The organism is Variovorax sp. PMC12 (genome assembly GCF_003019815.1).
Lineage (GTDB): Bacteria > Pseudomonadota > Gammaproteobacteria > Burkholderiales > Burkholderiaceae_C > Variovorax.
In genome coordinates this window covers 37275-62501 of record NZ_CP027773.1, presented here as the reverse complement: position 1 = coordinate 62501, position 25227 = coordinate 37275, and the positions used below count along the sequence as shown (strand labels likewise).

General features: G+C 67.3%; 24 protein-coding genes and 1 pseudogene. 11 read left to right on the top strand and 14 right to left on the bottom strand.

Features of this window, described 5'->3' with window-relative positions; genetic code table 11:
- Positions 1 to 21: 21 nt before the first annotated feature.
- The 3 genes from C4F17_RS00290 to pncB are packed head-to-tail and all read right to left on the bottom strand — an operon-like array spanning position 22 to position 3719.
- Positions 22 to 1008: a 2-hydroxyacid dehydrogenase gene (locus C4F17_RS00290; protein ID WP_106933858.1), complete on the bottom strand. Its 987-nt coding sequence runs from the start codon at positions 1006 to 1008 to the stop codon at positions 22 to 24.
- Between the two features lie 28 nt (positions 1009 to 1036).
- The gene (locus tag C4F17_RS00285; protein ID WP_106933857.1) at positions 1037 to 2449 is read right to left on the bottom strand and encodes a sodium:proton antiporter; all 1413 of its coding nucleotides are present in this window, start codon (positions 2447 to 2449) and stop codon (positions 1037 to 1039) included.
- Between the two features lie 49 nt (positions 2450 to 2498).
- Positions 2499 to 3719 carry a nicotinate phosphoribosyltransferase gene (gene pncB / locus C4F17_RS00280; protein ID WP_081268648.1) on the bottom strand — a complete coding sequence of 407 codons (1221 nt, stop codon included), beginning with the start codon at positions 3717 to 3719 and terminating at the stop codon, positions 2499 to 2501.
- A gap of 180 nt (positions 3720 to 3899) precedes the next feature.
- Here pncB and C4F17_RS00275 point away from each other — a divergent pair, with 180 nt between their 5' ends.
- The gene (locus C4F17_RS00275; RefSeq protein ID WP_081268647.1) at positions 3900 to 4133 is read left to right on the top strand and encodes a CsbD family protein; all 234 of its coding nucleotides are present in this window, start codon (positions 3900 to 3902) and stop codon (positions 4131 to 4133) included.
- Positions 4134 to 4185: 52 nt separating this feature from the next.
- Positions 4186 to 4593 carry a hypothetical protein gene (locus tag C4F17_RS00270; protein WP_081268646.1) on the top strand — a complete coding sequence of 136 codons (408 nt, stop codon included), beginning with the start codon at positions 4186 to 4188 and terminating at the stop codon, positions 4591 to 4593.
- A 71-nt stretch (positions 4594 to 4664) separates the two neighbouring features.
- Here C4F17_RS00270 and C4F17_RS00265 read toward each other — a convergent pair whose 3' ends face one another.
- Positions 4665 to 5108, bottom strand: a complete 444-nt coding sequence (locus C4F17_RS00265) for an acyl-CoA thioesterase (protein WP_106933856.1) — start codon at positions 5106 to 5108, stop codon at positions 4665 to 4667.
- Complete coding sequence (locus C4F17_RS00260) at positions 5105 to 6031, bottom strand: histone deacetylase family protein (protein WP_106933855.1); 927 nt, start codon at positions 6029 to 6031, stop codon at positions 5105 to 5107. The genes C4F17_RS00265 and C4F17_RS00260 overlap by 4 nt, the downstream gene beginning before the upstream one ends.
- Before the next feature lie 182 nt (positions 6032 to 6213).
- On the opposite strand from C4F17_RS00260, the gene C4F17_RS00255 reads away from it, so the two are divergent.
- Positions 6214 to 6765 (top strand): phasin family protein, encoded by a 552-nt coding sequence (locus tag C4F17_RS00255; protein WP_081268643.1) that lies wholly within the window; start codon positions 6214 to 6216, stop codon positions 6763 to 6765.
- Between the two features lie 131 nt (positions 6766 to 6896).
- Positions 6897 to 7655 (top strand): 3-hydroxyacyl-CoA dehydrogenase, encoded by a 759-nt coding sequence (locus tag C4F17_RS00250; RefSeq protein ID WP_106933854.1) that lies wholly within the window; start codon positions 6897 to 6899, stop codon positions 7653 to 7655.
- Here the strand turns inward: C4F17_RS00250 and C4F17_RS00245 are convergent.
- Positions 7603 to 8550 carry a YihY/virulence factor BrkB family protein gene (locus C4F17_RS00245; RefSeq protein ID WP_081268641.1) on the bottom strand — a complete coding sequence of 316 codons (948 nt, stop codon included), beginning with the start codon at positions 8548 to 8550 and terminating at the stop codon, positions 7603 to 7605. The genes C4F17_RS00250 and C4F17_RS00245 overlap by 53 nt on opposite strands.
- An 82-nt stretch (positions 8551 to 8632) precedes the next feature.
- On the opposite strand from C4F17_RS00245, the gene dnaG reads away from it, so the two are divergent.
- Positions 8633 to 10654 (top strand): DNA primase, encoded by a 2022-nt coding sequence (dnaG, locus tag C4F17_RS00240; RefSeq protein ID WP_106937392.1) that lies wholly within the window; start codon positions 8633 to 8635, stop codon positions 10652 to 10654.
- Between the two features lie 123 nt (positions 10655 to 10777).
- Here the strand turns inward: dnaG and C4F17_RS33265 are convergent, their stop codons facing one another.
- Positions 10778 to 11107 (bottom strand): hypothetical protein, encoded by a 330-nt coding sequence (locus C4F17_RS33265; RefSeq protein WP_234382456.1) that lies wholly within the window; start codon positions 11105 to 11107, stop codon positions 10778 to 10780.
- Here C4F17_RS33265 and rpoD point away from each other — a divergent pair.
- From rpoD to C4F17_RS00225, 3 genes are all read left to right on the top strand, one after another.
- On the top strand, positions 11100 to 13283 hold the full coding sequence (rpoD, locus tag C4F17_RS00235; protein WP_234382454.1) for an RNA polymerase sigma factor RpoD: 2184 nt from the start codon (positions 11100 to 11102) through the stop codon (positions 13281 to 13283). The genes C4F17_RS33265 and rpoD overlap by 8 nt on opposite strands.
- Before the next feature lie 102 nt (positions 13284 to 13385).
- Positions 13386 to 14621 carry a multidrug effflux MFS transporter gene (locus tag C4F17_RS00230; protein ID WP_081268639.1) on the top strand — a complete coding sequence of 412 codons (1236 nt, stop codon included), beginning with the start codon at positions 13386 to 13388 and terminating at the stop codon, positions 14619 to 14621.
- 19 nt (positions 14622 to 14640) lie between these two features.
- Positions 14641 to 15768, top strand: coding sequence for an HPP family protein (locus C4F17_RS00225; protein ID WP_106933853.1), 1128 nt, complete (start codon positions 14641 to 14643; stop codon positions 15766 to 15768).
- Positions 15769 to 15859: 91 nt separating this feature from the next.
- Here the strand turns inward: C4F17_RS00225 and C4F17_RS00220 are convergent, their stop codons facing one another.
- Genes C4F17_RS00220 through C4F17_RS00210 form a run of 3 tightly spaced genes read right to left on the bottom strand, consistent with a single transcriptional unit; the run spans position 15860 to position 19046 of the window.
- Complete coding sequence (locus C4F17_RS00220; protein ID WP_442805194.1) at positions 15860 to 16849, bottom strand: tripartite tricarboxylate transporter substrate binding protein; 990 nt, start codon at positions 16847 to 16849, stop codon at positions 15860 to 15862.
- 47 nt (positions 16850 to 16896) lie between these two features.
- On the bottom strand, positions 16897 to 18102 hold the full coding sequence (locus C4F17_RS00215; protein ID WP_106933852.1) for a CaiB/BaiF CoA transferase family protein: 1206 nt from the start codon (positions 18100 to 18102) through the stop codon (positions 16897 to 16899).
- Positions 18099 to 19046: a hydroxymethylglutaryl-CoA lyase gene (locus C4F17_RS00210; RefSeq protein WP_106933851.1), complete on the bottom strand. Its 948-nt coding sequence runs from the start codon at positions 19044 to 19046 to the stop codon at positions 18099 to 18101. Before C4F17_RS00210 ends, C4F17_RS00215 begins: the two co-directional genes overlap by 4 nt.
- Positions 19047 to 19156: 110 nt before the next feature.
- Here C4F17_RS00210 and C4F17_RS00205 point away from each other — a divergent pair, with 110 nt between their 5' ends.
- The 3 genes and pseudogenes from C4F17_RS00205 to C4F17_RS00195 all read left to right on the top strand — a co-directional run bounded on the left by C4F17_RS00205 (position 19157) and on the right by C4F17_RS00195 (position 21836).
- Positions 19157 to 20059 (top strand): LysR family transcriptional regulator, encoded by a 903-nt coding sequence (locus C4F17_RS00205; protein WP_081268634.1) that lies wholly within the window; start codon positions 19157 to 19159, stop codon positions 20057 to 20059.
- A gap of 140 nt (positions 20060 to 20199) precedes the next feature.
- Positions 20200 to 21102, top strand: a pseudogene (locus tag C4F17_RS00200) (MBL fold metallo-hydrolase); the annotation flags it as partial.
- Positions 21096 to 21836, top strand: coding sequence for a DsbA family protein (locus C4F17_RS00195; RefSeq protein ID WP_106933849.1), 741 nt, complete (start codon positions 21096 to 21098; stop codon positions 21834 to 21836). The pseudogene C4F17_RS00200 and the gene C4F17_RS00195, both read left to right, overlap by 7 nt.
- 7 nt (positions 21837 to 21843) lie before the next feature.
- Here the strand turns inward: C4F17_RS00195 and C4F17_RS00190 are convergent, their stop codons facing one another.
- From C4F17_RS00190 to C4F17_RS00175, 4 genes are read right to left on the bottom strand one after another with little or no spacing between them, the layout of a single operon-like run.
- On the bottom strand, positions 21844 to 22548 hold the full coding sequence (locus tag C4F17_RS00190; protein WP_106933848.1) for an ABC transporter ATP-binding protein: 705 nt from the start codon (positions 22546 to 22548) through the stop codon (positions 21844 to 21846).
- On the bottom strand, positions 22541 to 23302 hold the full coding sequence (locus C4F17_RS00185) for an ABC transporter ATP-binding protein (RefSeq protein ID WP_106933847.1): 762 nt from the start codon (positions 23300 to 23302) through the stop codon (positions 22541 to 22543). The genes C4F17_RS00190 and C4F17_RS00185 overlap by 8 nt, the downstream gene beginning before the upstream one ends.
- Complete coding sequence (locus tag C4F17_RS00180; protein ID WP_106933846.1) at positions 23299 to 24297, bottom strand: branched-chain amino acid ABC transporter permease; 999 nt, start codon at positions 24295 to 24297, stop codon at positions 23299 to 23301. Before C4F17_RS00180 ends, C4F17_RS00185 begins: the two co-directional genes overlap by 4 nt.
- Positions 24298 to 25170 (bottom strand): branched-chain amino acid ABC transporter permease, encoded by an 873-nt coding sequence (locus C4F17_RS00175; RefSeq protein WP_081268628.1) that lies wholly within the window; start codon positions 25168 to 25170, stop codon positions 24298 to 24300. It lies immediately after the preceding gene.
- Between the last annotated feature and the right edge of the window lie 57 nt (positions 25171 to 25227).

Below are 25227 nucleotides of genomic sequence, written 5' to 3'. Positions count from 1 at the left end.
CTGGTTGTCGCCTCTTGCTTCTTACTTGCCGGCGGCGGGCACGGGCGTGACCGGCGTCAGCGGTCCCTTGCCGCCGAAGTAGGCGATGAGGTTGTCGGCTGCCAGGTCGGCCATCGCGCGGCGCGTGGGCACGGTGGCGCTGGCGATGTGCGGCGTGAGCACCACGTTGGGCACGGTCAGCAGGTCGGGATGGACCTTGGGCTCGCCCTCGAACACGTCGAGGCCGGCGGCGGCGATGCGCTTTTCGCGCAATGCAACAGCCAGCGCCGCGTCGTCCACGATGCCGCCGCGCGCGATGTTGACGAGCGTGGCCGTCGGCTTCATCAGCGCGATTTCCGCCGCGCCGATGGTGTGGTGCGAAGCCGCCGAGTACGGCACCACCAGCACCACGTGGTCGGCGGTCTTGAGCAGCTCTTCCTTGCTCACGTAGCTGGCCTTGCATTCGGCCTCGAGCGAGGCGTCGAGCTTCGAGCGGTTGTGATAGACCACCTTCATGCCGAAGCCGTGCGCGCCGCGCTTCGCAATGCCCTGCCCGATGCGGCCCATGCCGATGATGCCCAGCGTGGAGCCGTGGATGTCGGAGCCCGCGAACATGTCGAAGCTCCATTTCTGCCACTTGCCCGCGCGCAGGAAGTGTTCGCTCTCGGTGATGCGGCGTGCCGTGGCCATGAGCAGCGCGAAGCCGAAGTCGGCGGTGGTCTCGGTCAGCACGTCGGGCGCGTTGGTGCCGAGCACGCCGCGCGCGGCCATCGCGTCGACGTCGAAGTTGTTGTAGCCCACCGCCATGTTGGCGCAGATCTTCAGGTCGGGGCAGGCGTCGAGCACGGCGGCGTCGATGCGCTCGCTGCCGGTGGTGAAGGCGCCCGCCTTGCCCTGCAGCCTGGCGATGAGCTGATCCTTGCTCCAGCTTTCGTCGGACTGGTTCGACTCGACCTCGAAATGCTGCGACAGGCGCTCGATGGTCTCGGGAAAGATCGCGCGCGCGACCAGGATCTTGGGCTTGCTCATGATGTTGTCTCTTGTCGAAGGAAGAAGATCAGCGGAAGAAGATGAAGGTGCAGATGACGAACAGCGGAACCAGGATCGCCATCGACCACGCCATGTACCCGAAGAAGCTCGGCATGCGCACGCCGCGGCTTTCGGCGATGGCCTTGACCATGAGGTTCGGCGCGTTGCCGATGTAGGTGTTGGCGCCCATGAACACCGCCCCGGCCGAAATGGCGGCCAGCGTGGAGGCATAGGTGGTCATCAGCGTGGCCGGATCGCCGCCAGCGGTGTTGAAGAACACGAGGTAGGTCGGCGCGTTGTCGAGGAAGGAACTCAGCAAGCCGGTGGCCCAGAAGTACATCGCCGGATCGGGCTGGCCGTCGGCGCGCGTCACGGCCGAGACGATCGCGCCGAACGGGCCTTGCGTGCCGGCCTTGAGCATCGCGATCACCGGAATGATGGTCAGGAAGATGCCCGCGAACAGCTTGGCCACCTCGGCCATCGGGCCCCATTCGAACTGGTTGTCCGCGTGCACCTTGGGCGCGGTGAGCTTGTACGAGACCACCGCGATCAGCGCCAGCCCCACGTCGCGCAGCAGGCCCGGCAGGCCGACTTCGGTGCCGAACACGTCGAACACCACGGGCGACTTCCAGAAGCCGCTCATCAGCACCAGCGCGACGATGCCGCCCAGCAGCCAGAAGTTGGCGGCGCCGTCGAAGCGGATGCCTGTCGTGTCCGGCGTCGGGTCGACCGGCAGCACGCCTTCCTTGCGGTAGTAGTGGCGGTCGATGAAATAGAACAACGCCAGCAGCACGGCCAGGATGAAGAGCGTCTCGGGCAGGATGTTCTGCACGGTCCAGAAAAAGCTGACGCCCTTCAGGAAGCCGAGGAACAGCGGCGGATCGCCCAGCGGCGTGAGCGAGCCGCCCGCGTTCGACACGATGAAGATGAAGAACACGATCACATGCACCCTGTGCACGCGGTTGTCGTTGGCGCGGATCAGCGGCCGTATCAGCAGCATCGAGGCCCCCGTGGTGCCCATGAAGCTAGCCAGCACCGCGCCGATGGCAAGGATGGCCGTGTTGAGCCCCGGCGCGCCGCGCAGGTTGCCCCGGATATGGATGCCGCCCGCCACGGTGAACAGCGCCGTCAGCAGGATGATGAACGGGATGTACTCGGCCACCAGCGCATGCACCAGCTGCACGCCGGCCAGCGTCGCGCCGTAGGTGGCGGCAAAGGGCAGCAGGAAGGCCAGTGCCCAGGCCGCGGATATCTTGCCGTAATGGTGGTGCCAGAACGATGGCGCAAGCAGCGGCATCAGCGCGATCGACAGCAGGATGCCCGCGAAGGGCACGCCCCACAGCGGCGACAGCTTGCCGCCGTCGAAGTCGGCGGCCGTGGCCAGGGCGGGAAGAAGGAGCAGCGGCACCGCGGCCGCGGTCAGTCGGATCGTTTTTTTCATCGGGGCTGTACCGTACCAGACCGTGCGGGGCGGGGCGCGGGTACAGCCGTCAGGCGGGGGGTTGTTCGATCTCGAAGACCTGCCGCAGGTAGGCCAGGTATTTCTCGTCCTCGCACATGTTCTTGGACGGCGTGTCCGACAGCTTGGCCACAGGCTGGTCGTTGCAGTGGATCATCTTGATGACGATCTGCAGCGGCTCGTAGCCCAGGTCGTTGGTGAGGTTGGTGCCGATGCCGAAGGCCAGCTGGCAGCGGCCGCGGAACTGCTGGTAGAGCTCGATGGTGCGCGGCACCGTGAGGCCGTCGCTGAAGATCAGCGTCTTGGTGCGCGGGTCGACCCGGTTGGCGACGTAATGCGCCAGCATGCGCTCGCCCCACTGGAACGGGTCGCCGCTGTCGTGGCGGGCACCGTCGAAGAGCTTGCAGAAATACAGGTCGAAGTCGCGCAGGAAGGCGCTCATGCCATACACGTCGGACAGCGCGATGCCGAGGTCCCCGCGGTACTCGCGCGCCCAGCTCTCGAAGCCGAAGATCTGGCTGTCGCGCAGCCGCGGGCCGAGCGCTTGGCAGGCCTGCAGGTATTCGTGCGCCATGGTGCCCAGAGGAATCAGGCCGAGCTTCATGGCGTACAGCACGTTGCTGGTGCCCGCGAGCTGCGGCAGCCGCGCGCCCGTGGGCTGCTGCACCGCCGGTGGCGTGACGGCGCCCAGCCGAGCGGTGAGCGTGCGCAGGACCTCTTCATGCCAGTCCTTGGAGAAGCGGCGGCGCGTGCCGTAGTCGGCGATCTTGAGGTCGGCCAGGCCCTCGTCCTGCAGTTGCGCGATCTTGGTCTCGAGGCGGCGGCGGCCCTCTTCGAAATCGGGCTTCTTGCGGGTGTTGCGGAAGTAGACCTCGTTGACGATGGCCAGCACCGGGATCTCGAACAGGATGGTGTGCAGCCACGGCCCCTTGATGCGGATCTCGAGCTCGCCCGAGGGCTGGGGAATGATGTTGATGTACTTCTCGTTGAGCCTGAAGAGCCCGAGGAAGTCGACGAAGTCGCTTTTGATGAAGCGCATGGAGCGCAGGTAGGCGAGCTCGGCGTCGCGGAACTGCAGCGAGCACAGGCTGCGCACCTCGTCGCGGATCTGGCCCGCGAACTGGGCCAAGTCGACACCGGGGTTGCGGCACTTGAAGCGGTACTCGACCCGGGCCCCGGGAAAGTGGTGCAGCACGACCTGCATCATCGTGAATTTGTAGAGGTCGGTGTCGAGCAGGCTGTGAATGATCATGGTGCTGTACGCGATGCGGTGTCTCAAACTTTCGGCGTCCGCTCGATTATCACGGGAGGCGTCGGCCTCTGCCTACGAGGCCCGGACAGCACGTCCTACCACGGGGGTGAATCGACCCGGCGACATTGATTTCACGGCGGCGCAACAGTCCGCCGGATCAACATCTCAAAGGAGAGTCGCATGAACAAGGACACCATCGAAGGCAACTGGAAACAGCTCAAGGGCAAGGTCAAGGAGCAATGGGGAAAGCTGACCGACGACGACTTCGATGTCATTGCCGGCAAGCGCGACCAACTGCTGGGCCGCATCCAGGAGCGCCACGGCATCAGCCGCGATGAGGCGGAGAAGCAGGTCAAGGAGTGGGAATCCCGCGACGGCCGCACGCCCGATGCACTCTGGTTCGAGCGCTACTGAGCCGTTCGCTGAACCGAATCCTGTTTCAACACCTCCCTGAAGGAAAACTCAAATGAAAAAACACCTGCTGATGCTCGCCCTGGCATCCACCTGCTTCGTCGCCACGCAAGCCAGCGCGATGACCAAGGACGAATACAAGGTCGCCAAGGAAAAGATCGAGGCCGACTACAAAGTCGCCAAGACCCAGTGCGACACGATGAAGGACAACGCCAAGGACGTCTGCCAGAAGGAAGCCAAGGGCAAGGAAGACGTGGCCAAGGCCGAGCTGGAACAGCAATACCAGCCGAGCGACAGCCATGCCCGCAAGGTCGCCGAGGAAAAGGTAAAGGCCACCTACGAGGTCGCCAAGGAAAAGTGCGACGACCAGAAGGGCGACGCCAAGAGCGCCTGCGTGAACCAGGCCAAGGCTGACGAAGACAAGGGCAAGGCCGACATCAAGGCCATGAAGAAGACGATGTAAGGCCTGAGCGCCTTCAACAGACGGAACGGCGCCCTCGGGCGCCGTTTCTCGTTGAAGAGCTGGTTGTCCGCTCAGGCCTTGAGCGAGTCCACCACCTGCTGCAAGGCCTCTGGCAGCGGCACAGGGCGCTGGGTGGCGCGGTCGACGTAGACGTGGATGAAGTGGCCCTGCGCCGCTGCGCTGTCCGAGCCCTCGGCGAACAGCGCGATCTCGTAGCGCACGCTGGAGCGGCCGGCCTGCGCGACGCGGATGCCCGCCTCCACCGTCTGGGGAAACGCGATGGGCGCGAAGTAGTTGCATTGGGTCTCGACCACGAAGCCGATGGTCTGGCCCTGGTGGATGTCGAGCGCGCCGCGCTCGATCAGCAGCGCGTTGACCGCAGTGTCGAACCAGCTGTAGTAGACGACGTTGTTGACGTGGCCGTACATGTCGTTGTCGGCCCAGCGCGTCGGGATGCTGCAAAAGGCGCGATAGCCGTCGCGTGTGTGCGGGGTGGGTTTGGTGGTGGCGCTCATCGCGCGGCATTTTGCCAGCGGCGCCAGTATTCCAGGGCCACCCTGAAGGTGCCGACCTGCACTTGCACCGTCTCCGCGATGTCGCTGGCATAGCCGCCGGCCATGGCAAACGCCATCGGCAGGCGGCGCTGCCAGGCCCAGTCGAACACGCGCCGGTCGCGCGCCTCCAGCCCGTCGAAGCTGAGCTTGAGGCGGCCCAGGCGGTCGCGCTCGAAGGGATCGGCGCCGGCGAGATAGATCACGAGGCCGGGGGCGAAGCGCCGGTCGAGCTCGTCCAGGGCTTGCTCCAGCGCGGCAAGGTACTCGGCGTCGCCGCAGCCATCGGGCAATTCGACATCGAGGTCGCTCGTCTCCTTGCGGAAGGGAAAGTTCTTCTGGCCGTGCAGCGACAGCGTGAACACGCTCGGGTCGCCCTGGAAGATGCGCGCGGTGCCGTTGCCCTGGTGCACGTCGAGATCGACCACCGCCACCCGGAGCAACTGCCCGGCGCGGGCGTGCTCCACCTGCATGAGCCGGGCAGCCACGGCGGCGTCGTTGAAGACGCAGAAGCCGCTGCCTTTGTCGGCGTAGGCGTGATGCGTGCCGCCGGCCATGTTGGCCGACACGCCCTCCGAGAAGGCCGCGCGGCAGGCCGCGATGGTGGCGCCGGCGGAACGGCGCGAACGCTCCACCATCGCCTCGCTCCAGGGAAAGCCGATCTCTCGCATCGCCTGCGGGCTGACGCTGCCGTCGCTGACGGCGGAGATCCATCCGGCCGTGTGGGCGAGCGCCAGTTCTTCGTCGCCGGCGCGCGGGGCCACGTCCATCACCACGGCCGGAAGCTGCTCCAGCAGGCGGTCGCGCAGCATGGCGTAGCGCGACATGGGAAAGCGATGGCCCTCGGGCAGGGGCAGGACGAACTGGCCGGAATAGAAAGCGCGCATGGCTGCATTCTGGAGCGGCAGGCCGAATTTAGAAGACGGGTTCTAAATTGCTGCAGAGCAGCAAAAACCCCTTGCCCGCAAAAACCAGCTGCCTATACTTGAGGCCATGCTGCACCGCAACATAGACGGCGAGACAGCGCAACGTGAACCGACCACCCAATCATCCCTTCTGGAGATCTCAAATGGCCCTGACCGCTGACCAAATCCTCGCCGCCCAAAAAGCCAACCTCGAAACCCTGTTCGGCCTGACCACCAAGGCATTCGAAGGCGTCGAAAAGCTGGTCGAACTGAACGTGACCGCTTCCAAGGCAGCCCTGGCCGAAGCCCAGAGCACCGCCCAGGCCGCCCTGAGCGTGAAGGACGCGCAAGAACTGCTCACGCTGCAAGCCAGCCTGTTCCAGCCCCTGGCTGAAAAGACCGCCGCCTACAGCCGTCACCTGTACGACATCGCCCAAGGCACCGGCGCCGAGTTCGGCAAGGCTTTCGAAGCCAAGGCCACCGAAGCCCAGCAAGCCTTCGTCGGCCTCGTCGACAGCGCTTCCAAGAATGCCCCGGCCGGTTCGGAAACCGCCGTCGCCGTGATGAAGAGCGCCGTGGCCGCCGCCAACAACGCTTTCGAATCGGTCCAGAAGGCCGTCAAGCAAGCGTCGGACGTCGCCGAAGCCAACTTCAACGCCGTGTCGAACCAAGCCGTCGCCGCCGCGAAGACCGCGACCGCTTCGCGCAAGCGCTGAGCCGCCGACCACCACCAGTTGTCTCCTTGGGTCCTCACGGATCCAATTCAGGGCCTCATCTTCGGATGAGGCCTTTTTTTTGGCCTGGCGGGCGTCTTCGATAATGAAAGGCTCATCCCAGGAGACTTTTTATGCAGATCGACGGCAAGGTTTTTATCGTGACCGGTGGCGCTTCGGGCCTCGGCGAAGGCACGGCGCGCATGCTGGCCGCCAACGGCGGCAAGGTGGTCATCGCCGACATGCAGGCTGACAAGGGCGAAGCCGTTGCGAAGGACATCGGCGGCGTGTTCGTCAAGTGCGACGTGAGCCAGGAAGCCGACGGCCAGGCCGTGGTGGCCGCCGCGCTCAAGCTCGGCAAGCTGGTCGGGCTGGTCAATTGCGCAGGCATCGCGCCGGCCGAGAAGACCGTGGGCAAGAACGGCCCGCACGCGCTGGCGGTGTTCAGCAAGACCGTCACGGTCAACCTGATCGGCAGCTTCAACATGATCCGCCTGGCGGCCGACGCCATGGGCAAGAACGAGCCCGAAGCCACCGGCGAGCGCGGCGTGCTGATTTCCACCGCCTCCGTCGCGGCCTACGACGGCCAGATCGGCCAGGCGGCCTACAGCGCCTCCAAGGGCGGCGTCGTCGGCATGACCCTGCCGATCGCCCGCGACCTCGCGCGCAGCGGCATCCGCAACATGACCATCGCCCCCGGCATCTTCGGCACGCCCATGCTGTTCGGCATGCCGCAGGAAGTGCAGGACGCCCTGGCCGCCAGCGTGCCCTTCCCTTCCCGCCTGGGCACGCCCGAGGACTACGCCAAGCTGGCCAGGCACATCATCGAGAACGACATGCTCAACGGCGAGGTGATTCGTCTGGACGGAGCGATTCGATTGGCTCCCCGCTGACCTCCGAGGCTGGCGGCTTGGTGCTGCCGGTGCGGTCCAGGCGCTCGTACTGCGCGATCACCTGGGCCCCCAGCAGCACCAGGGTGGCCGCAATTTCCAGGCTCAGCAGCACCACGATCGCCGTGGTGAGCGAGCCGTAGACCACGTTCACCTGCGACAGCGTCGAGAAGTACCAGATCAGCACGCGCCGCGTGGCCTCCCACAGCAGCGCGGCCGTCACGCCGCCCAGCAGCGCATGCCGCAGCGACATGCGCCCGGCCGGCATCACGAGGTAGAGCGAGGTCAGCATGAAGATCTCGCCGCCCAGCCCCAGCAGGTACAGCAGAAGCCCCGAAATGCCCGACAGCGACCAGCTGTGGCCCAGCAGGTCGACGCTCTCCTGCCCCACCAGCTGCAGCGCGCCCGACACCAGCGTGACCAGCAGCAGCCCCACGCAAAGGCACAGGATGTAGACGTACGGCATGGCCACCGACACGAGGAAATGGCGCTTGTGTGCGGCCTTGCGGTGGTGGAAGAACACCGCCATTGCGCTCTCGAGCACGCTGAAGGCCAGCGAGCTGAAGAAGATCATCGTCACCAGCAGCACCGGCCCGAGCACGTCGCGGTGATCCAGGAAGCTCGACAGCTCGGCCACGATGGCCTTCGACTGCCCCGGCAGCAGCCATTCGAGGTACCGCCCGATGGTGCGCAGCAATTCGGCCTGCTCGATGACGTGCGACAGCGCGATCACGCTGACGATCAGCAGCGGCACGATGGACAGGAGCGCGTAGTAAGCCACCGCGCCCGCGAGCAGCAGGCCCTGGTTGGCGCGGAACTCCTTCAGCGCTTCCCAGGCGAATCGCACGGGGTGGCGCAGCACGGGAGCAGCATGTTGCAAGGGGTTGGACATTGTCATGCGTGGATTTCGGTCGCGGCCAGTATGCCGCCCGGCCCCGGGCGTTCGGCGGCTTGCGTATGATTTGCCGCTCTTCGCCTACATGACCATCCCCGCTTCATTCATCCAAGAACTCATCGCGCGCGCCGATGTGGTCGAGATCGTCGGCCGCTATGTGCAGCTCAAGAAGGCCGGCGCCAATTTCATGGGCCTGTGCCCGTTCCATGGCGAGAAATCGCCCTCTTTCTCCGTCAGCCCGACCAAGCAGTTCTATCACTGCTTCGGCTGCGGGGTGCATGGCAACGCCATCGGCTTCCTGATGGAGCATGCGGGCATGGGCTTCGTCGAGGCGGTGCATGACCTGGCCGGGCAGTACGGCCTGCAGGTGCCCGAAGACGACGCCTCCCCCGCCGAGCGCGCCCGCGCGGCCAGCCAGCGCCAGAAGCAGGCGACGCTGACCGACGTGCTCGAAAAGGCCGGCGACGCCTACCGCAAGCACCTGCGCCAGGCGCCCGGCGCCATCGAATACCTGAAGGGCCGGGGCGTGTCCGGCGAAGTGGCCAAGCAGTTCGGCATCGGCTATGCGCCGGCCGGCTGGCGCGCGCTGGCCAGCGTGTTCCCCGACTACGACGACCCGCTGCTCGCCGAGAGCGGGCTGGTGATCGTCAACAACGAGGAAGGCAAGCTCAGCGAGGAGGAAGCCAAGCGCTACGACCGCTTCCGCGACCGCGTGATGTTCCCGATCCGCAACGTGAAGGGCGAATGCATCGGCTTCGGCGGCCGGGTGCTGGGCGACGAAAAGCCCAAGTACCTGAACTCGCCCGAGACGCCCGTGTTCAGCAAGGGCCGCGAGCTCTACGGCCTCTATGAAGCCCGCGCCGCCTTCCGCGACCGGGGCTACGCACTGGTCACCGAGGGCTACATGGACGTGGTGGCGCTGGCGCAGCTCGGCTTTCCGAACGCGGTGGCCACGCTGGGCACGGCCTGCACGAGCGAGCATGTGCAAAAGCTCTTCCGCTTCACCGAATCGGTGGTGTTCAGCTTCGACGGCGACGCCGCCGGCCGCCGCGCCGCGCGCAAGGCGCTCGACGGCGCGCTGCCCTACGCCACCGACGTGCGCAGCATCAAGTTTCTGTTCCTGCCGGCCGAGCACGACCCCGACAGCTTCATCCGCGAACACGGCGCCGAGGCCTTCGCCCGCTTCGTGGCCGAATCCACGCCGCTGTCGCGCTTCATGCTCGAGGCCGCCCGCGAAGGCTGCGACCTGACCACCGCCGAAGGCCGCGCCCACATGACCAGCAACGTGCGCCCGCTCTGGAGCGCCATGCCAGACGGCGCGCTAAAGCGGCAGCTGCTGGGCGAGATCGCCACGCTGGTGCAGCTGGACGCGGCGGCGCTCTCGGAACTGTGGGCCTCCACGCCCGGCCCGCGCAAGCCTGGCGGCGCCTCCGCCGGACAGCGCCACAACGAGCCGCCCATGTACACGGGCGGCGGCGACGACTACTACCCCGACATACCGCCGCCTCAGGAATACGAGCCGCCGCGCTATGAAAGCGATAGCAAGCCCAAGTTCCAGCCGCAGCGCAAGTTCACCAAGGGCAAGCGCTGGGGCGGCAAGTTCGAGGAGCCCATCGAGCCGCTGCGCGGCCGCGGCACCCCGCCCAGCCGGCCCGACGTGGCGGTGCGGCTGCTGCTGTCGAACATGGCGCAGTGGGAGGCGCTTTCGCACGAGCTGCACCTGATGCTGTGCGAGCTGCCCGGCGCCCACGGCGCCCTCTTCACCTGGCTCGACAGCCAGTTGCACGAGCACGGCGTACAGCCCTGGGCGGCGCTGCGCGAGGGCCTGCGCGGGCTCGAATTCGAGCCGCTGGCCGAGCGGCTCATGGCCGTGTCCGAAGCCGGACCGGTGCCCGAGGGCGAGGAAGAACAGCACCTGGCAGACGCCGCCAAGGAGCTGACCAGCGTGCTCGACTTCATGCTCGACGACCGCCTGAAAGCCCAGCAGAGCGAGGCCATCGCGGCCGTGGGCAAGGACCCGAAGGCCCTGGAGCGCTACAAGGCGCTGGAGGCGCGCCGGCTCGAATTGCGCAACCGCCTGCGCCCGTCCGGTACAGAAAGTGCTTGAAATTTGCGCAACGCGCTATAATGTAGGGCTTCGCAACTGGCGAAATTAGGCAAGAGCGACAGCAGCACCTCCGGGCCGACCCCTAGCGCAACGCACTCCAACGGTAAATTCCGGCGGAAAGGGTCAATAACCGCAAGGACTGCACACCAAATGTTCGCCCGACATCTTGCCTGTTGAGGAATCACTTCCTCTTTCCCAATTGTTTTGTCCGTGCCTGTGCACGGGCGTGGTGGCGCTGTCCGCGTGACGGCGCGCCTGTGATTCCGCTTGTCTTTTCTTGCCGTAACGAGGTCGTATGCCCAGTTCAAAGAAGCCTGCTCCTTCACTTGCCAAAAGCGTCGCCACCAAGCCCGCAGCAGAAAAACCGTTGAAAGCCGGCCAGTCGCCGGCAACTAAGACGGGTGCCGCCGCAACCAAATCGGCAGCCGCAACGAAAGTGAAAACCGTGCCCACGAAATCGACCTCTCTCGACGATCCCAAAAAAGCCGCCGCTCCCGCCGCCAAGAAAGTCGGGCGCCCGCCCAAGGCCGCCGGCGCCGCTGCCACCACCGGCGCCAAGCGCGGCCGCAAGCCCAAGGCTGACAAGGACGCGCCCGAGAGCGACATCGACCTGTCGGACATCGAGGACGACCTGGCCGGCGACGAACCCGCGGCAGCCACGACCACCGAAGAGAAGGTCAAGCCGCTGCGCATGAAGATCAGCAAGGCGAAGGAACGCGCCTTGATGAAGGAGTTCGGCCTCGACGAGACCGTGCTCTCCGAAGAAGACCTGGCCAAGCGCCGCTCGCGCCTGAAGACCCTGATCACGCTGGGCAAGACCCGCGGCTACCTCACGCACGGCGAAATCTCCGACCACTTGCCCGACAAGCTGGTCGACGCCGAGACCATGGAAGTCGTGGTCACCATGCTCAACGACATGGGCGTGGCGGTGTACGAGCAGACGCCCGACGCCGAGACCCTGCTGCTGAACAACACCGCGCCCACCGCCACCACGGTGGAAGAAGCCGAGGAAGAAGCCGAAGCGGCTCTTTCCACGGTGGACAGCGAGTTCGGCCGCACCACCGACCCCGTGCGCATGTACATGCGCGAAATGGGCACGGTCGAGCTGCTGACCCGCGAAGGCGAAATCGAAATCGCCAAGCGCATCGAAGGCGGCCTGATGGCCATGATGGAAGCCATCTCGGCCTCCCCGGCCACCATCGCCGAAATCCTGCGCCTGGCCGCCGAGATCCGTGAAGGCAAGGTCGTCATCTCGACCATCGTCGACGGCTTCTCGAACCCCAACGAGGCCGACGACTACGTCGCCGAGGAAGACTTCGACGAATTCGACGAGGAAGACGACGACGACGGCAAGGGCGGCTCCAAGGCCCTGACCAAGAAGCTCGAGGAACTCAAGCGCGACGCGCTCGAGCGCTTCGACCGCATCGCCGCCCTGTTCGAGAAGGTCCACAAGATCTACGACAAGGAAGGCTACGGCACGCCGGCTTACGCCAAGGCCCAGCAGGCCATGTCGGACGAGCTGATGACCATCCGCTTCACCGCCCGCACCATCGAGAAGCTGTGCGACCTGGTGCGCACGCAGGTGGACGACGTCCGCAAGAAGGAACGCGAGCTGCGCCGCATCATCGTGGACAAGTGCGGCTTCCCGCAGGAAGAGTTCATCCGCGACTTCAGCGGCTTCGACAAGAACGGCAACGTCGTTCCGTCCAACCTGCTGAACCTCAAGTGGGTCGAGAAGCAGGCCGCCGCCGGCAAGCCGTGGAGCACGGTGCTCGGGCGCAACATCCCGCCGGTGCAGGAACTGCAGCAGAAGCTCGCCGACATCCAGTCGCGCGTGGTGGTGCCGCTCACGCAGCTCAAGGACATCAACAAGCGCATGAACGAAGGCGAGTCTTCTTCGCGCGATGCCAAGAAGGAAATGATCGAGGCCAACCTGCGCCTCGTGATCTCCATCGCCAAGAAGTACACCAACCGCGGCCTGCAGTTCCTGGACCTGATCCAGGAGGGCAACATCGGCCTGATGAAGGCGGTCGACAAGTTCGAATACCGTCGCGGCTACAAATTCTCGACCTACGCGACGTGGTGGATCCGCCAGGCCATCACCCGCTCGATCGCCGACCAGGCGCGCACCATCCGCATCCCGGTGCACATGATCGAGACGATCAACAAGATGAACCGCATTTCGCGCCAGCACTTGCAGGAGTTCGGCTTCGAGCCCGACGCCGGCATCCTGGCCGCGAAGATGGAGATCCCGGAAGACAAGATCCGCAAGATCATGAAGATCGCCAAGGAGCCGATCTCGATGGAAACCCCCATCGGCGACGACGACGATTCGCACCTGGGCGACTTCATCGAGGACAGCAGCAACACGGCGCCCATCGAAGCCGCCATGCAGGCCGGCCTGCGCGACGTGGTCAAGGACATCCTCGACTCGCTCACGCCGCGCGAAGCCAAGGTGCTGCGCATGCGCTTCGGCATCGAAATGTCGACCGACCACACGCTGGAAGAAGTCGGCAAGCAGTTCGACGTGACCCGCGAGCGCATCCGCCAGATCGAAGCCAAGGCGCTGCGCAAGCTGAAGCACCCGAGCCGTTCGGACAAGCTGCGCAGCTTCATCGACACCCTGTAATCCGGGTTCGCTGAAGCCAAAGCGCCCGCCTTGCCCCTCATACGGGCGGCGGGCGTTCTCTTTTTCGTAGACAGACAACAAGTACAACGGAGCTGCCTTTCCATGAATCCCGATGCAGACAAACTCTGGCAGGCCCCGCGCTGGGCGCTTGCCGTGCTGCTCGCCGTGCTGGGCATGCTCGGGCCCTTCTCGATCGACACCTACATCCCGGCGTTCTCCGGCATCGCACAGTCGATCGGCGCCACGCCGGCCGAGATGCAGCAGACGCTCTCAGCCTACCTGTTCGGCTTCGCGTTCATGAACCTGTTCCACGGCGCGCTGTCGGACAGCTTCGGGCGCCGCCCGGTGGTGCTGTGGGGCCTGGCGGTGTTCACGCTGGCGTCGCTGGGCTGCGCGCTGTCGCAGAACATCACGCAGCTGGTGCTGTTCCGCGGACTGCAGGGCCTGTCGACCGGAGCGGGCATCGTGGTCTCGCGCGCGGTGATCCGCGACATGTTCCCGCCCGCCGAGGCGCAGCGGGTGATGAGCCAGGTCACGATCTATTTCGGCGTGGCGCCGGCCATCGCGCCCATCGTGGGCGGCTTCCTGTTCGTGCACGCGGGCTGGCACGCCGTGTTTTGGTTCCTGGTGGCGGTGGGCGTGGTGCTGTTCACGGCCAACTACAAGCTGCTGCCCGAGACACTGCACAAGGACCACCGCCAGCCCTTCCAGGTGCGCCACCTGATGCGCGGCTACTGGGACCTGTGCTCCGACCCGCGCTTCCTGCTGCTGGCCTTTGCCAGCGGTGTGCCCTTCAACGGCATGTTCCTCTACGTGCTGGCCGCGCCCGCGTTCCTCGGCGACCACCTCGCGCTGCAGCCGCAGCAGTTCTTCTGGTTCTTCCTGCTGACCATCGGCGGCATCATGCTCGGCGCGCGCGCCAGCGGGCGCATGGCGGGCAAGGTGGCGCCCAAGCGGCAGATCCGCGACGGCTTTCTCATCATGCTGGTCACCTCGGTGGTCAACGTGGTAGCCAACACCTTCTTCCAGGCGCACGTGGCATGGGCGCTGTGGCCGCTGGCGGTGTTCGCCTTCGGCTGGGCGCTGATGGTGCCGGTGGTCACGCTGCTGGTGCTCGATTTGCACCCCGAGCGCCGCGGCATGGCCTCGTCGCTGCAGGCGGTGATCGGCTCCACCGCCAACGGCATCGTGGCCGGCGCGGTGGCGCCGCTGGTGATGCACTCCACGCTCGCGCTGGCGCTGACCTCCATGGCCATGCTCGCCATCGGACTCGTCGCCTGGGTGTGGCTGCACGGCCGATGGCCCGAGATCGGGCGCATGGTGGCGCACGAAGGCTGAGCAGGCAGCGCACGCTCCTATGCGGTTCGACGCCCTGCTGGCCCACGCGCGCGCCTGGCTGCCGGCACGCACCACCGTCGATGCGCGCGAACGTCTGCGCGCAGTGGCCGGCGCGGGCCTCGGCCTGCTGGCGGCGGCGCTGCTGTCGCACTGGCTGGCAGGTCCGCTGCACGCAAGCGTCTGGCTGATCGCGCCGCTGGGCGCCAGCGCGGTGCTGGTGTTCGCGGTGCCGGCCAGCCCGCTGGCGCAGCCCTGGCCGGTGATCGGCGGCAACACGCTGTCGGCGGTGGTGGGCATCGCCTGCGCCAGCTGGATTCCCGAGCCGACCATCGCCGCAGCCGTGGCCGTGGCACTGGCCGTCGCGCTCATGTTCGGCGCGCGCTGCCTGCACCCGCCCGGCGGCGCCGCGGCGCTGCTCGCGGTGCTGACGCACACCACGCATTTCTCGTCCGCGCTGTTTCCCTTCTTCACCAACTCGCTGCTGCTGGTGCTGGCGGGCGTTCTCTACAACACCCTCACCGGCCGGCGCTATCCGCATGTGCAGGTCGCGCGCCCGCCGGCCGCCGACGCGCGTTTCAGCCAGGCCGACATCGACGCCGTGCTGGCCCGCTACAACCAGGTGCTGGACATCAGCCGCGACGACCTCGAATCGTTGATCCAGCAGACCGAGCTGGAGTCGTACAAGCGCCGCCTCGGCACGCTGCATTGCGCCGACATCATGTCGCGCGAGCCCGTCTCGGTGGAGTTCGGCACGCCGCTGCAGGAGGCCTGGGCGCTGATGCACGAACGCCGCATCAAGGCCCTGCCGGTCACGGACCGCACGCGCCGCGTGGTCGGCATCGTCACGCAGGCCGACTTCTTCCGCCAGCTCGACCTGCAGCACCACGACGGCATCGCGGGCAGGCTGCGCGAGCTGATCCGTGCCACGCGCACCGTGATGTCGAACAAGCCCGAGGTGGTCGGCCAGATCATGACGCGCCAGGTGCGCGTGGCCAGCGCCGACCGGCCGGTGGTCGACCTGGTGCCGCTGTTCTCCGAAGGCGGGCATCACCACATCCCGATCATCGACGGCGAGAAGCGCCTGACGGGAATGATCACGCAGTCGGATTTCGTGCGGGCGCTCTACCGCGCGGTCGGTCCGGCCTAGGCCCTGATGCAAGGCCCAAAGCGGCGCCCATTGCAGGCGCTCTGCATGCCCCCATCCCAGCCTTCCCCCGGAAGGGGAAGGAGCAAATCCTTCATTCCAGGACGACGTTCGCCTTCTTCACCAGCGCCGCGTAGCGCGCCGCCTCGCTGCGGAAATACGCCGCGGCCTGCGCGGGCGTGGTGGGCTTGATGACGTTGCCCTGCTTGTCCATTGCCTCTTTCACCTCGGCGCTGGTAAAGGCCGCCGCCACCGCGTCGTGCACGCGCTGCACGTCGGCGGCCTGCATCTTCGCCGGCCCGATCACCGCGAACCAGCCTTCGACCGCGTAGTTGGGCAGCCCCTGCTCCGCGATGGTCGCGATGTCCGGCGCGGCCGGCGAACGCGTGGCGCCGCACAGGCCGATGGCGCGCAGCGCGCCGCTCTTGATGTGCGGCTGCACCGCCGGCAACGACACCACGCCCATCTCGACCTGCCCGCCGATCATGTCCGTGACCATCGGGCCCGTGCCCTTGTACGGGATGTGCCGCGCCTTCACGCCGGCCTCGTCCATGAACATCTCGCCGGCCAGGTGAATGATGGTGCCGTTGCCCGACGACGCGTAGTTGTAGCCGCCGGGCTTGGTGCGCAGCAGCGCGATCAGTTCCTGCACGTTCTTTGCGGGCAGCTTCGGGTTGGCCACCAGCACCAGCGGCGTGGCGCCCACCACGCTGATGGGCGTGATGTCGGTGATCGCGTCGAAGGGCATCTTCTTGAACACCGCCGGGTTGATGACGTGGTTGTTCGACACCATGCCCAGCGTGAGCCCGTCGGGCGCGGCCTTGACGATGGCCGCCGCGCCGGTGATGCCGCCGGCGCCCGGCAGGTTCTCGATCACCACCGGCTGGCCGAAGGCCTTGCCGAGCGCGGGCGCCGCCGCGCGCACGATTGTGTCGACGCCGGAGCCGGCGCTGATCGGCAGGATGAAGCGGATCGGCTTGTCCGAGCCCTGCGCGAGCGCCGGGCATGCGGCCACCGCCGCGGCGCAGGCGCCGAGGCCCAGCACCGAACGGCGGTTCATCGGGAGGAATGTCTTGTCGCTCATGGCTTTGTCTCTCTTTATGGTTTTGAAATTTTGCGCCGGCGCGTGGATCAGGCCACCGCCGAGCCCGCAAGCAGTTCATCGACCTGCTCGCGCGCATAGCCCAGCTCGGCCAGCAGTTCGCGGGTGTGCTCGCCCAGCGTCGGCGGATGCATGCGCACGCCCAGGCGCTCGCCGCCGAGCGTGATCGGGAACAGCGTCGTCTGCGCCATTTCGCCGGCACGCTCGCCGTCCGGCAGGCGGATGTCCACGAGGCCGCCGGTGGCCTGGAGGTGCGGATCGGCATAGAGGTCTTCGGGCCGCGTGATCGGCGCGAAAGGCAGGCCTTTGGCCTCGAAGATGGCCGACAGCTCCGCCGCCGAACGCCCGGCCAGCCGCTCGCGCAGGTCGGCCAGCAAGGTGGGCCGCGCACGCACACGCTCGTTGTTCGTCTGCAGGGCGGCGTCGGCCTTCAGGTCGTCGAAGCCCAGCGCGTCGCAGAAAGTCTTCCATTGCGCGTCGCTCACCGCGGCCAGGAAGATCTGCTCGCCGTCTTTCACCGTGAACACGTCGTACAGCGCCCACGCCGAGATGCGCTCCGGCATCGGCGCGGCGGCCTGGCCGGTGATGGCGTACTGCAGCATGTGCTGGCCGACCAGGAACACGTTGTTCTCGAACAGCGCGGACTGCACTTCCTGACCCTTGCCGGTCTCGGCGCGCTGCATCAGCGCGGCAATGGCGCCAATGGCGCCGAACATGCCGCCCATGATGTCGTTCACGCTGGTGCCTGCGCGCAGCGGATCGCCCGGGCGCCCGGTCATGTAGGCCAGCCCGCCCATCATCTGCACCACTTCGTCGAGCGCGGTGCGGTGCTCGTAGGGGCCGGGCAGGAAGCCGGTGTGGTTGACGTACACGAGGCGCGGGTTGAGCTTGCCGAGCGCGGCGTAGCCCAGGCCGTACTTGTCCATGGTGCCGGGCTTGAAGTTCTGCGCCACCACGTCGGCCGTGGCGCACAGGCGCAGCGCGGCTTCCAGACCCTGGGGGTTGCGCAGGTCGAGCGCGATGCTCTTCTTGTTGCGGTTGAACATGGGAAAGAAGCCCGCGCCCGCGCCCAGCAGGTGCCGGGTGCGGTCGCCCTCGATCGGCTCGACCTTGATGACTTCCGCCCCCAGGTCCGCGAGCACCATGCCGCAGGTCGGGCCCATGACCATGTGGGTGAACTCGACCACGCGGATGCCCGCGAGCGGCAGGCGCTTCTTTTCTTCGGTGGCGCTCATGCGGCGACTCCCTCGACCACGGCAAAGGTCTTGGGGAAACCCGCCCGCCACACCGTGCCCTGCAGCGTTTCGCCATCGAGCCAGCCCGCCACGCGGCGGCGCAGGTCGAGCAGCTTCGGCAGGTCGACGCCGGTCTCGACGCCCATGCTCTGGAGCATGAACACCAGGTCCTCCGTGTCGACGTTGCCGCTGGCGCCGGGCGCGTGCGGGCAGCCGCCGATGCCGGCCAGGCAGGCGTCGAAACGCGTGATGCCGACCTCCAGCGCGGCATACGCGTTCGCGAGCCCCATGCCGCGGGTGTCGTGGAAATGGCCGCACCACAGCCGGTCGCCCGCGATGCGCAGCGCGCGCTCGAACAGGCTGCGCACCATCGCCGGATCGGCATAGCCGACGGTGTCAGCCAGGCTCACGCGGTCGGCGCCGGCGTCGAGCAGCGCCTGCATCAGCCGCAGCACTTCGTCGGGATCGACACGGCCCTGCAGCGTGCAGCCGAAGGCCGTGCCCACGCCGCCGTCGATCAGCGTCTTCGACCCCGCCGCGTCGCGTGCCGCGCGGATGCGGCCGACCTCGGCCACCACCTCGTCCGGCGTCTTGCGCAGGTTGGCAAGGCTGTGCGCATGGCTGGCCGACAGCGGCACGATCATCAGGTCGGCCTCGCCCGCGATGGCACGCTCGGCGCCCTTGAGGTTGGGCACCAGCACCGACGCGAACAGGCCCGGCAGCGTCTTCGCATAAGCCAGCAGTTCGGCGGTGTCGGCCAGTTGCGGCAGCAGGTGCGCCGGCACGAAAGAGCCGACTTCGATCTCGCGCTGGCCGGCCGCGTGGGCGCCGCGGATCCATTCGAGCTTGCGTTCGGTGGGCAGCACGCGGGCGATGCTCTGGAGGCCGTCGCGCAGGCCCACTTCGCGGACGACCGCGCGGGGCGGCAGGAAGGCGTGAATCAAGACTTTGTCTCCGTCGTGAGGGTATGCGCCGGATGTTAGAAGTTCCAATTCGATCCAGAAGATATATTTTGGAAGTCATTCGCTTCCAAACCGGAATATCTTGAGACACCATGCGCGACCTCGACCTGACCACCCTCCGCCTCTTCGTCTCCGTCTGCGAAACGCACAGCATCGCGCGCGCCGGCGAGCAGGCCAGCATCGTCGGCTCGGCCATCAGCAAGCGGCTGGCGCAGCTCGAAGAGGCGGTGGGCACGCCGCTGCTGCTGCGCAAGCGGCGCGGCGTGGTGCCGACGCCGGCCGGCGAGACCCTGCTGGAGCACGCCCGCGCCATGCTCGGCAGCGTGAACCGCATCGAGCGCGACATGGCCGCCTATGCCGGCGGCGCGCGCGGGCATGTGCGCATCCTGGCTTCGGCGTCGGTCATGGCCGAGTCGCTGGCGGAAGACGTGGCCGGCTTCCTGCAGAACCCGGCGCACCGCAACATCCGCGTCGACATGGAGGAGCGCGTGAGCCCGGAGATCGTGCGCGGCATCCGCGAAGGCATTGCCTCCATCGGCCTGTGCTGGGACGCGGCCGACCTCGAAGGCCTGCAGCGGCGCAGCTACCGCGCCGACCACCTGGCCATCGTCGCGCACCCGTCGCACCCGGTGGCGCAACACGCGCAAGTGCGCTTCGAGGACGTGCTCGACCATGAATTCGTCGGCATGCCCGCGCTCAGCGCGGTGCAGCTGATGCTGGCGCGCGAGGCGGCGGTGGCGGGCAAGCCGCTGGTGCACCGGGTGCTGGTGTCGAACTTCGACGCGGCGCTGCGCGTGGTGCGGGCCGGGCTGGCGATCAGCGTGGTGCCGGCGGAAGTGGCGCGGCCCTTCACCGACGCCTACGGCCTGCGGCTGATGCCGCTGACCGATGCCTGGGCGCGCCGGCGGTTCGCGATCTGCTTCAGGGACGAGGCCACGCTGTCGCCCTCGGCGCAGTTGCTGGTGGCGCATCTGCAGCGCTGCGCCACGGACTGACCGATGTTCCGGGCCTCCGATTCGACCGGAATCGGAAACGATTCATTGCGGTTCGTCGGGTTTTTGTTTCGGTTCACGCAACCTAACATTCGAAGCATCAGCGCTGTCACACCCCTCACCGCACACAGAAAGATCGCACCATGTTCCGCAGAGCCCTTCTCTCCGCCGCCGCCCTCGCCATTACGCTGAGCCTCGCCCCGCTGGCCGCGCAAGCCGCCACGGCCGCGCAACCGCTCAAGCTCGACGTCTACAACCCGGGCGCGAAGTCGATGTTCCCGGTCTCGTCGGAGATCGTGACCGGCCAGACCGACGCCGTGCTGATCGACGCGCAGTTCCAGCGCAACGACGCCGAGGCGCTGGTGCAGAAGATCAAGGCCACTGGCAAGAAGCTCACCACGGTCTACATCAGCCACAGCGACCCCGACTACTACTTCGGCCTCGACGTGATCCACGCCGCCTTCCCTGACGCGAAGATCGTCGCCACGCCGCAAACGGTGGCAGCCATTCAGGCCTCCAAGGACGGCAAGCTCGCGCACTGGGGCCCGATCCTGAAGGACAACGCGCCCAGGTCGCTGGTGGTGCCCGAGGCGCTGTCCGGCGACAGCCTCGAACTCGAAGGCCGCAAGATCCAGGTCGTCGGCCTCGACGGCCCCACGCCGGCGCGCAGCTTCGCGTGGATTCCCTCGCTGAAGGCGGTGGTCGGCGGCATTCCCGTGTCGGCCAACATCCACGTGTGGGTGGCCGACACGCAAACGCCCGAATCGCGCCGCGACTGGCTCAAGACGCTGGACCGCATCCAGGCCCTGCACCCGAAGACGGTGGTGCCCGGCCATTACCTGCCGAATGCCGACGGCTCGGCGCCGTACACCATCGCGTCGGTGAAATTCACGCGCGGCTACCTCAAGGCTTTCGAGACCGAGGCCGCCAAGGCCAAGGACTCGGCCGCGCTCATCGCCGCAATGAAGAAGCGCTACCCGAAGCTGGAAGACGCCTCGTCGCTCGAACTCGGCGCCAAGGTCATCAAGGGAGAAATGAAATGGCCGCAATGAACGCAGCAACCGACCAAGGCACCACCCTGCACTACATCTTCGACCCGCTGTGCGGCTGGTGCTACGCCGCCGCGCCGCTGGTCGACGCGGCGCGCGGCGTACCCGGCCTGAGGGTCGAGTTCCACGGCGGCGGCATGATGACCGGCGCCAACCGCCGCCAGATCACGCCGCAGTGGCGCGACTACGTGCTGCCGCACGACCACCGCATCGCCGAGATGACGGGCCAGCCCTTCGGCGAGAACTACTTCGAAGGCCTGCTGCGCGACACCGGCGCGGTGATGGACTCCGAACCGCCGACCACCGCCGTACTCGCGGCCGAATCGCTGCGCGACGGCGGCGGGCTGGACATGGCGCATCGCCTGCAGCAGGCGCACTACGTGGAAGGCCGGCGCATCGCCGACGTGGGAGTGCTGAAGGCACTGGCGGCCGAACTCGGTCTCGGCGCCGAGGCTTTCGCCGCGGCATTCGATCGCCTCGCGGGCGCGCCGACTGCGCAGCACATTGCCGAGAGCCGGCAATTCCTGCAGCGCGCGGGCGGACAGGGTTTTCCGACCTTCGTGCTGACGCAGGCCGACGGCCGCGCGGGCCGCATCGACATCGGCCCCTGGCTGGGCCGCGCCGAAGACTGGAAGGCGCAGCTCGCCGCGCTGGTCGCGGCGTCTCAGCCCGCCGCGACCGACACAACCGCGACGCCGCCGGCGTGCGGCCCCGACGGCTGCGCGATCTGAAGAGGCTTCAGCGCGCGACGCCCAGCAGCCGGTCCAGCACCTGCGGCTGGGCGCGCAGCGCCGCGGCCGAGTCGGTGTGCACGATGGTGCCGTGGTCAAGCACCACCGCCTCGTCGGAAATCGCGAGGATCGCTTGCGGATGCTGCTCCACGATGATCGCGGCCAGCCCCTCGTCCTGCGTGATGCGGCGGATGGCGCGCAGCAGCTCTTCCACGATGATCGGCGCGAGCCCTTCGAGCGGCTCGTCGAGCAGCAGCAGCCTGGGGTTGAGCACCAGTGCGCGGCCCACGGCCAGCATCTGCTGCTCGCCGCCGGAGAGCTGCGTGCCCAGGTTGGTCTTGCGCTCGGCAAGACGCGGGAACATCTCGTAGACGCGCTGGGTGTTCCACTTGCCGGGCCGCTCCACGGCGGTGAGGTTCTCGTGCACCGTGAGCGACTTGAAGATGTTGCGCTCCTGCGGCACCCAGCCGATGCCGGCCGCCGCGCGCTGGTGCGGCGCCAGCTTGTGCAGCGCCTGGCCGCCCAGCGCGATGCTGCCGCCGTGCTGGCGCGTCGCGCCCGCCAGCGTGTTGATCAGCGTGGTCTTGCCGGTGCCGTTGCGGCCCAGCAGCGCCAGCGTCTGGCCTTCGCCCAGCGTGAACGCCACGTCGTGCAGCACCACGGCCTCGCCGTAGCCGGCGCTCAGGTTTTCTATTCGCAGCAGCTCAGACATGGGCGGCTTCTCCGTGGCCCAGATAGACCTCTTTCACCTTGGGATCGTTGGCGATGGTTTCGGGGTCGCCCTCGGTCAGCAGCGTGCCGTTGACCAGCACGGTCATGCGGTCGGCAAAGCTGAACACCAGGTCCATGTCGTGCTCGATCAGCAGCACCGACACGTCGGCCGGCAGCGCGGCCACGGTCTGCAGCAGCTCTTCGCGCTCGCCGGCGGGCACGCCCGCCACCGGCTCGTCGAGCAGCAGCACGCGCGGCTCGCAGGCCAGGGCGATCGCGATTTCCAGCAGGCGGCGCTTGCCGTAGGCCAGGTGCTTGACCTGCTGGCGGGCCACGTCGCTCAGGTGGAACTGCTCGAGCAGTTGCGTCGCGCGTTCGACGATCGCCTTGCTGGAGCCGAGCGGCCGCCACCACTGCACGCCCGCGCCCTGGTGCTGCGACACCACCAGCGCAAGCGTTTCCAGCGGCGTCATCGAGTCGAACAGCTGGTTGATCTGGAATGTGCGCACCAGGCCGCGCGCCACGCGCTTGTGCGGCGCGAGCTTCGTGATGTCTTCGCCCAGCAGCGTGATGCGGCCTTCGGTCGGCGTGAGCACGCCCGTCAACTGGTTGATGAGCGTGGTCTTGCCCGCGCCGTTGGGGCCGATCAGCGCATGGCGGGCGCCGCGCTTGAGCTCCATCGTCAAGTTGTTGGTGGCCGTGATGCCGCCGAAGCGCATCACGAGGCCGTGGGTGGAGAGCACGGTGTCGCTCATGCCGCACCGCCCTTCTTCCTGCCGGCGCCGAACCATGTCCAGGGCTTCAGCAGGCGGTCGCGGCCCACCAGCACCAGCAGCACCAGGATCAGGCCGATCCAGAACATCCAGTACTGCGGCGTCACCGCCGACAGCCAGGTCTGCAGGAGCTTGAACACGATGGCGCCCGCCACCCCGCCGTAGAGCCAGCCCACGCCGCCGATCACCAGCATCAGAAGCACGTCGGCCGAACGGTCGAAGGCCAGCACGTCGAGCGATGCGAAGCCGGTGGTCTGCGCCAGCAGCGCGCCCGCCGCGCCGGCCACGCCGGCCGCCACGGTGTAGACCGTGACCAGGCGCGGCACCACCGGGATGCCGATGGCCATCGCGCGCAGCCGGTTGTCGCGGATCGCCTTCAGCGTGGCGCCGAACGGCGAATGCACCAGCCGGCGCATCAGCAGGAACAGCACCAGCATCACCGCCAGCGAATACCAGGCCGCCGTGCGGCCGTACAGGTCGAAGTCGAACATGCCGAGCACCGGGCCCATCACCACGCCCTGCAGGCCGTCGGCGCCGCCGGTCAGCCAGTCGAGCTTGTTGGCCAGTTCGAGCAGCAGCAGCGCCGTGCCCAGGGTGACCATCAGCCGCGTGAGGTCGCTGCCGCGCAGGATGGTCACGCTCGCCACCAGGCCCAGCAACGCCGACAGCACGACGGCGAACAGCAGGCCCACGGTCGGGTCGGGCATCACCAGCTTGGCGAACAGCGCCGCAGCATACGCGCCGAAGCCGAAGAAGGCGGCATGGCCCAGCGACACGATGCCGGTGTAGCCCATGATCAGGTCGAGCGACATCGCGAACAGCGCGACGATGGCGATCTCGTTGACCAGCAGCGAATGCGAAGGCATGACCAGCGGCAGCGCGAAGGCCACGGCCCAGGCCACGAACTCGAGCGGATGCCAGCGCGCCTTGCGCAGCAGGGCCGACTGGAAATCGGCGGCGGAAGAAGGAGCGCTCATTCAGCGGCCCCCCTTGCGCGTGAACAGGCCCTGTGGGCGCCACATCAGGATCAGGATCATCAGCAGGTAGACGGTGAACGCACCCATCTTGGGAATGAAGTACTTGCCCGCCACGTCGGCAATGCCGAGCAGCAGCGCGGCCGCCAGCGGCCCGGTGATCGACGAGGTGCCGCCGACCGAAACCACGATCAGGAAATAGATCATGTACTTGAGCGGGAAGGTCGGGTCGAGCCCGAGGATCTCGGCGCCCAGCGCGCCGCCCAGCCCCGCGAGGCCCGAGCCCACTGCAAAGGTCAGCAGGAACACGATGTTCACGTTGATGCCCAGCCCCGCCGCCACGCGCGGGTCGTCGACCGCCGCGCGCAGCCGGCTGCCGAAGCGCGTCTTCGACAGGATGAGCTGCAGCACCACCGTCAGCACCGCGCAGACCGCGATGATGAAGAGCCGGTAGTGCCCCATGCCCAGCAGCAGCGCGCCGTCGCCGATCTCGGTGCGCCCGCGCAGCCATTCGGGCAACTGCACGTTCTGTTGAGAAGAGCCGACGAAGTAGTCGACGGCGGCCACCGCCATGAAGGCCAGGCCGATGGAAAAGAGCACCTGGTCCAGGTGCGGCTTGCCGTACATCGGCCGGTAGAGCGTGCGTTCCAGCAAGGCCCCGGCCAGCGCGACGACGATGAACGCCAGCGGCAGGCAGGCCAGGAACGGCACGCCCAGCTTCTGCATGGCAAACACCGTGAGATATCCGCCGGCCATGGCAAAGGCGCCGTGCGCGAGGTTGATGAAGTTCATCAACCCGAGCGTCACGGCCAGCCCCACGGCGAGCACGAAGAGCAGCATGCCGTAGGCGATGCCGTCGAAAAGAATGGTCAACATGTCAGCTACTCAAACACTTGCCGCGCCTCGCGGTCTCTTCGGGAAACACCGAGGAAC

Excerpts from the sequence above, each read along its gene's own strand:
- C4F17_RS00290 (WP_106933858.1), bottom strand. The coding sequence starts at position 1,008 with ATGAGCAAGCCCAAGATCCTGGTCGCGCGCGCGATCTTTCCCGAGACC.
- C4F17_RS00285 (WP_106933857.1), bottom strand. The coding sequence starts at position 2,449 with ATGAAAAAAACGATCCGACTGACCGCGGCCGCGGTGCCGCTGCTCCTT.
- pncB (WP_081268648.1), bottom strand. The coding sequence starts at position 3,719 with ATGATCATTCACAGCCTGCTCGACACCGACCTCTACAAATTCACGATG.
- C4F17_RS00275 (WP_081268647.1), top strand. The coding sequence starts at position 3,900 with ATGAACAAGGACACCATCGAAGGCAACTGGAAACAGCTCAAGGGCAAG.
- C4F17_RS00270 (WP_081268646.1), top strand. The coding sequence starts at position 4,186 with ATGAAAAAACACCTGCTGATGCTCGCCCTGGCATCCACCTGCTTCGTC.
- C4F17_RS00265 (WP_106933856.1), bottom strand. The coding sequence starts at position 5,108 with ATGAGCGCCACCACCAAACCCACCCCGCACACACGCGACGGCTATCGC.
- C4F17_RS00260 (WP_106933855.1), bottom strand. The coding sequence starts at position 6,031 with ATGCGCGCTTTCTATTCCGGCCAGTTCGTCCTGCCCCTGCCCGAGGGC.
- C4F17_RS00255 (WP_081268643.1), top strand. The coding sequence starts at position 6,214 with ATGGCCCTGACCGCTGACCAAATCCTCGCCGCCCAAAAAGCCAACCTC.
- C4F17_RS00250 (WP_106933854.1), top strand. The coding sequence starts at position 6,897 with ATGCAGATCGACGGCAAGGTTTTTATCGTGACCGGTGGCGCTTCGGGC.
- C4F17_RS00245 (WP_081268641.1), bottom strand. The coding sequence starts at position 8,550 with ATGACAATGTCCAACCCCTTGCAACATGCTGCTCCCGTGCTGCGCCAC.
- dnaG (WP_106937392.1), top strand. The coding sequence starts at position 8,633 with ATGACCATCCCCGCTTCATTCATCCAAGAACTCATCGCGCGCGCCGAT.
- C4F17_RS00230 (WP_081268639.1), top strand. The coding sequence starts at position 13,386 with ATGAATCCCGATGCAGACAAACTCTGGCAGGCCCCGCGCTGGGCGCTT.
- C4F17_RS00225 (WP_106933853.1), top strand. The coding sequence starts at position 14,641 with ATGCGGTTCGACGCCCTGCTGGCCCACGCGCGCGCCTGGCTGCCGGCA.
- C4F17_RS00220 (WP_442805194.1), bottom strand. The coding sequence starts at position 16,849 with ATGAGCGACAAGACATTCCTCCCGATGAACCGCCGTTCGGTGCTGGGC.
- C4F17_RS00215 (WP_106933852.1), bottom strand. The coding sequence starts at position 18,102 with ATGAGCGCCACCGAAGAAAAGAAGCGCCTGCCGCTCGCGGGCATCCGC.
- C4F17_RS00205 (WP_081268634.1), top strand. The coding sequence starts at position 19,157 with ATGCGCGACCTCGACCTGACCACCCTCCGCCTCTTCGTCTCCGTCTGC.
- C4F17_RS00195 (WP_106933849.1), top strand. The coding sequence starts at position 21,096 with ATGGCCGCAATGAACGCAGCAACCGACCAAGGCACCACCCTGCACTAC.
- C4F17_RS00190 (WP_106933848.1), bottom strand. The coding sequence starts at position 22,548 with ATGTCTGAGCTGCTGCGAATAGAAAACCTGAGCGCCGGCTACGGCGAG.
- C4F17_RS00185 (WP_106933847.1), bottom strand. The coding sequence starts at position 23,302 with ATGAGCGACACCGTGCTCTCCACCCACGGCCTCGTGATGCGCTTCGGC.
- C4F17_RS00180 (WP_106933846.1), bottom strand. The coding sequence starts at position 24,297 with ATGAGCGCTCCTTCTTCCGCCGCCGATTTCCAGTCGGCCCTGCTGCGC.
- C4F17_RS00175 (WP_081268628.1), bottom strand. The coding sequence starts at position 25,170 with ATGTTGACCATTCTTTTCGACGGCATCGCCTACGGCATGCTGCTCTTC.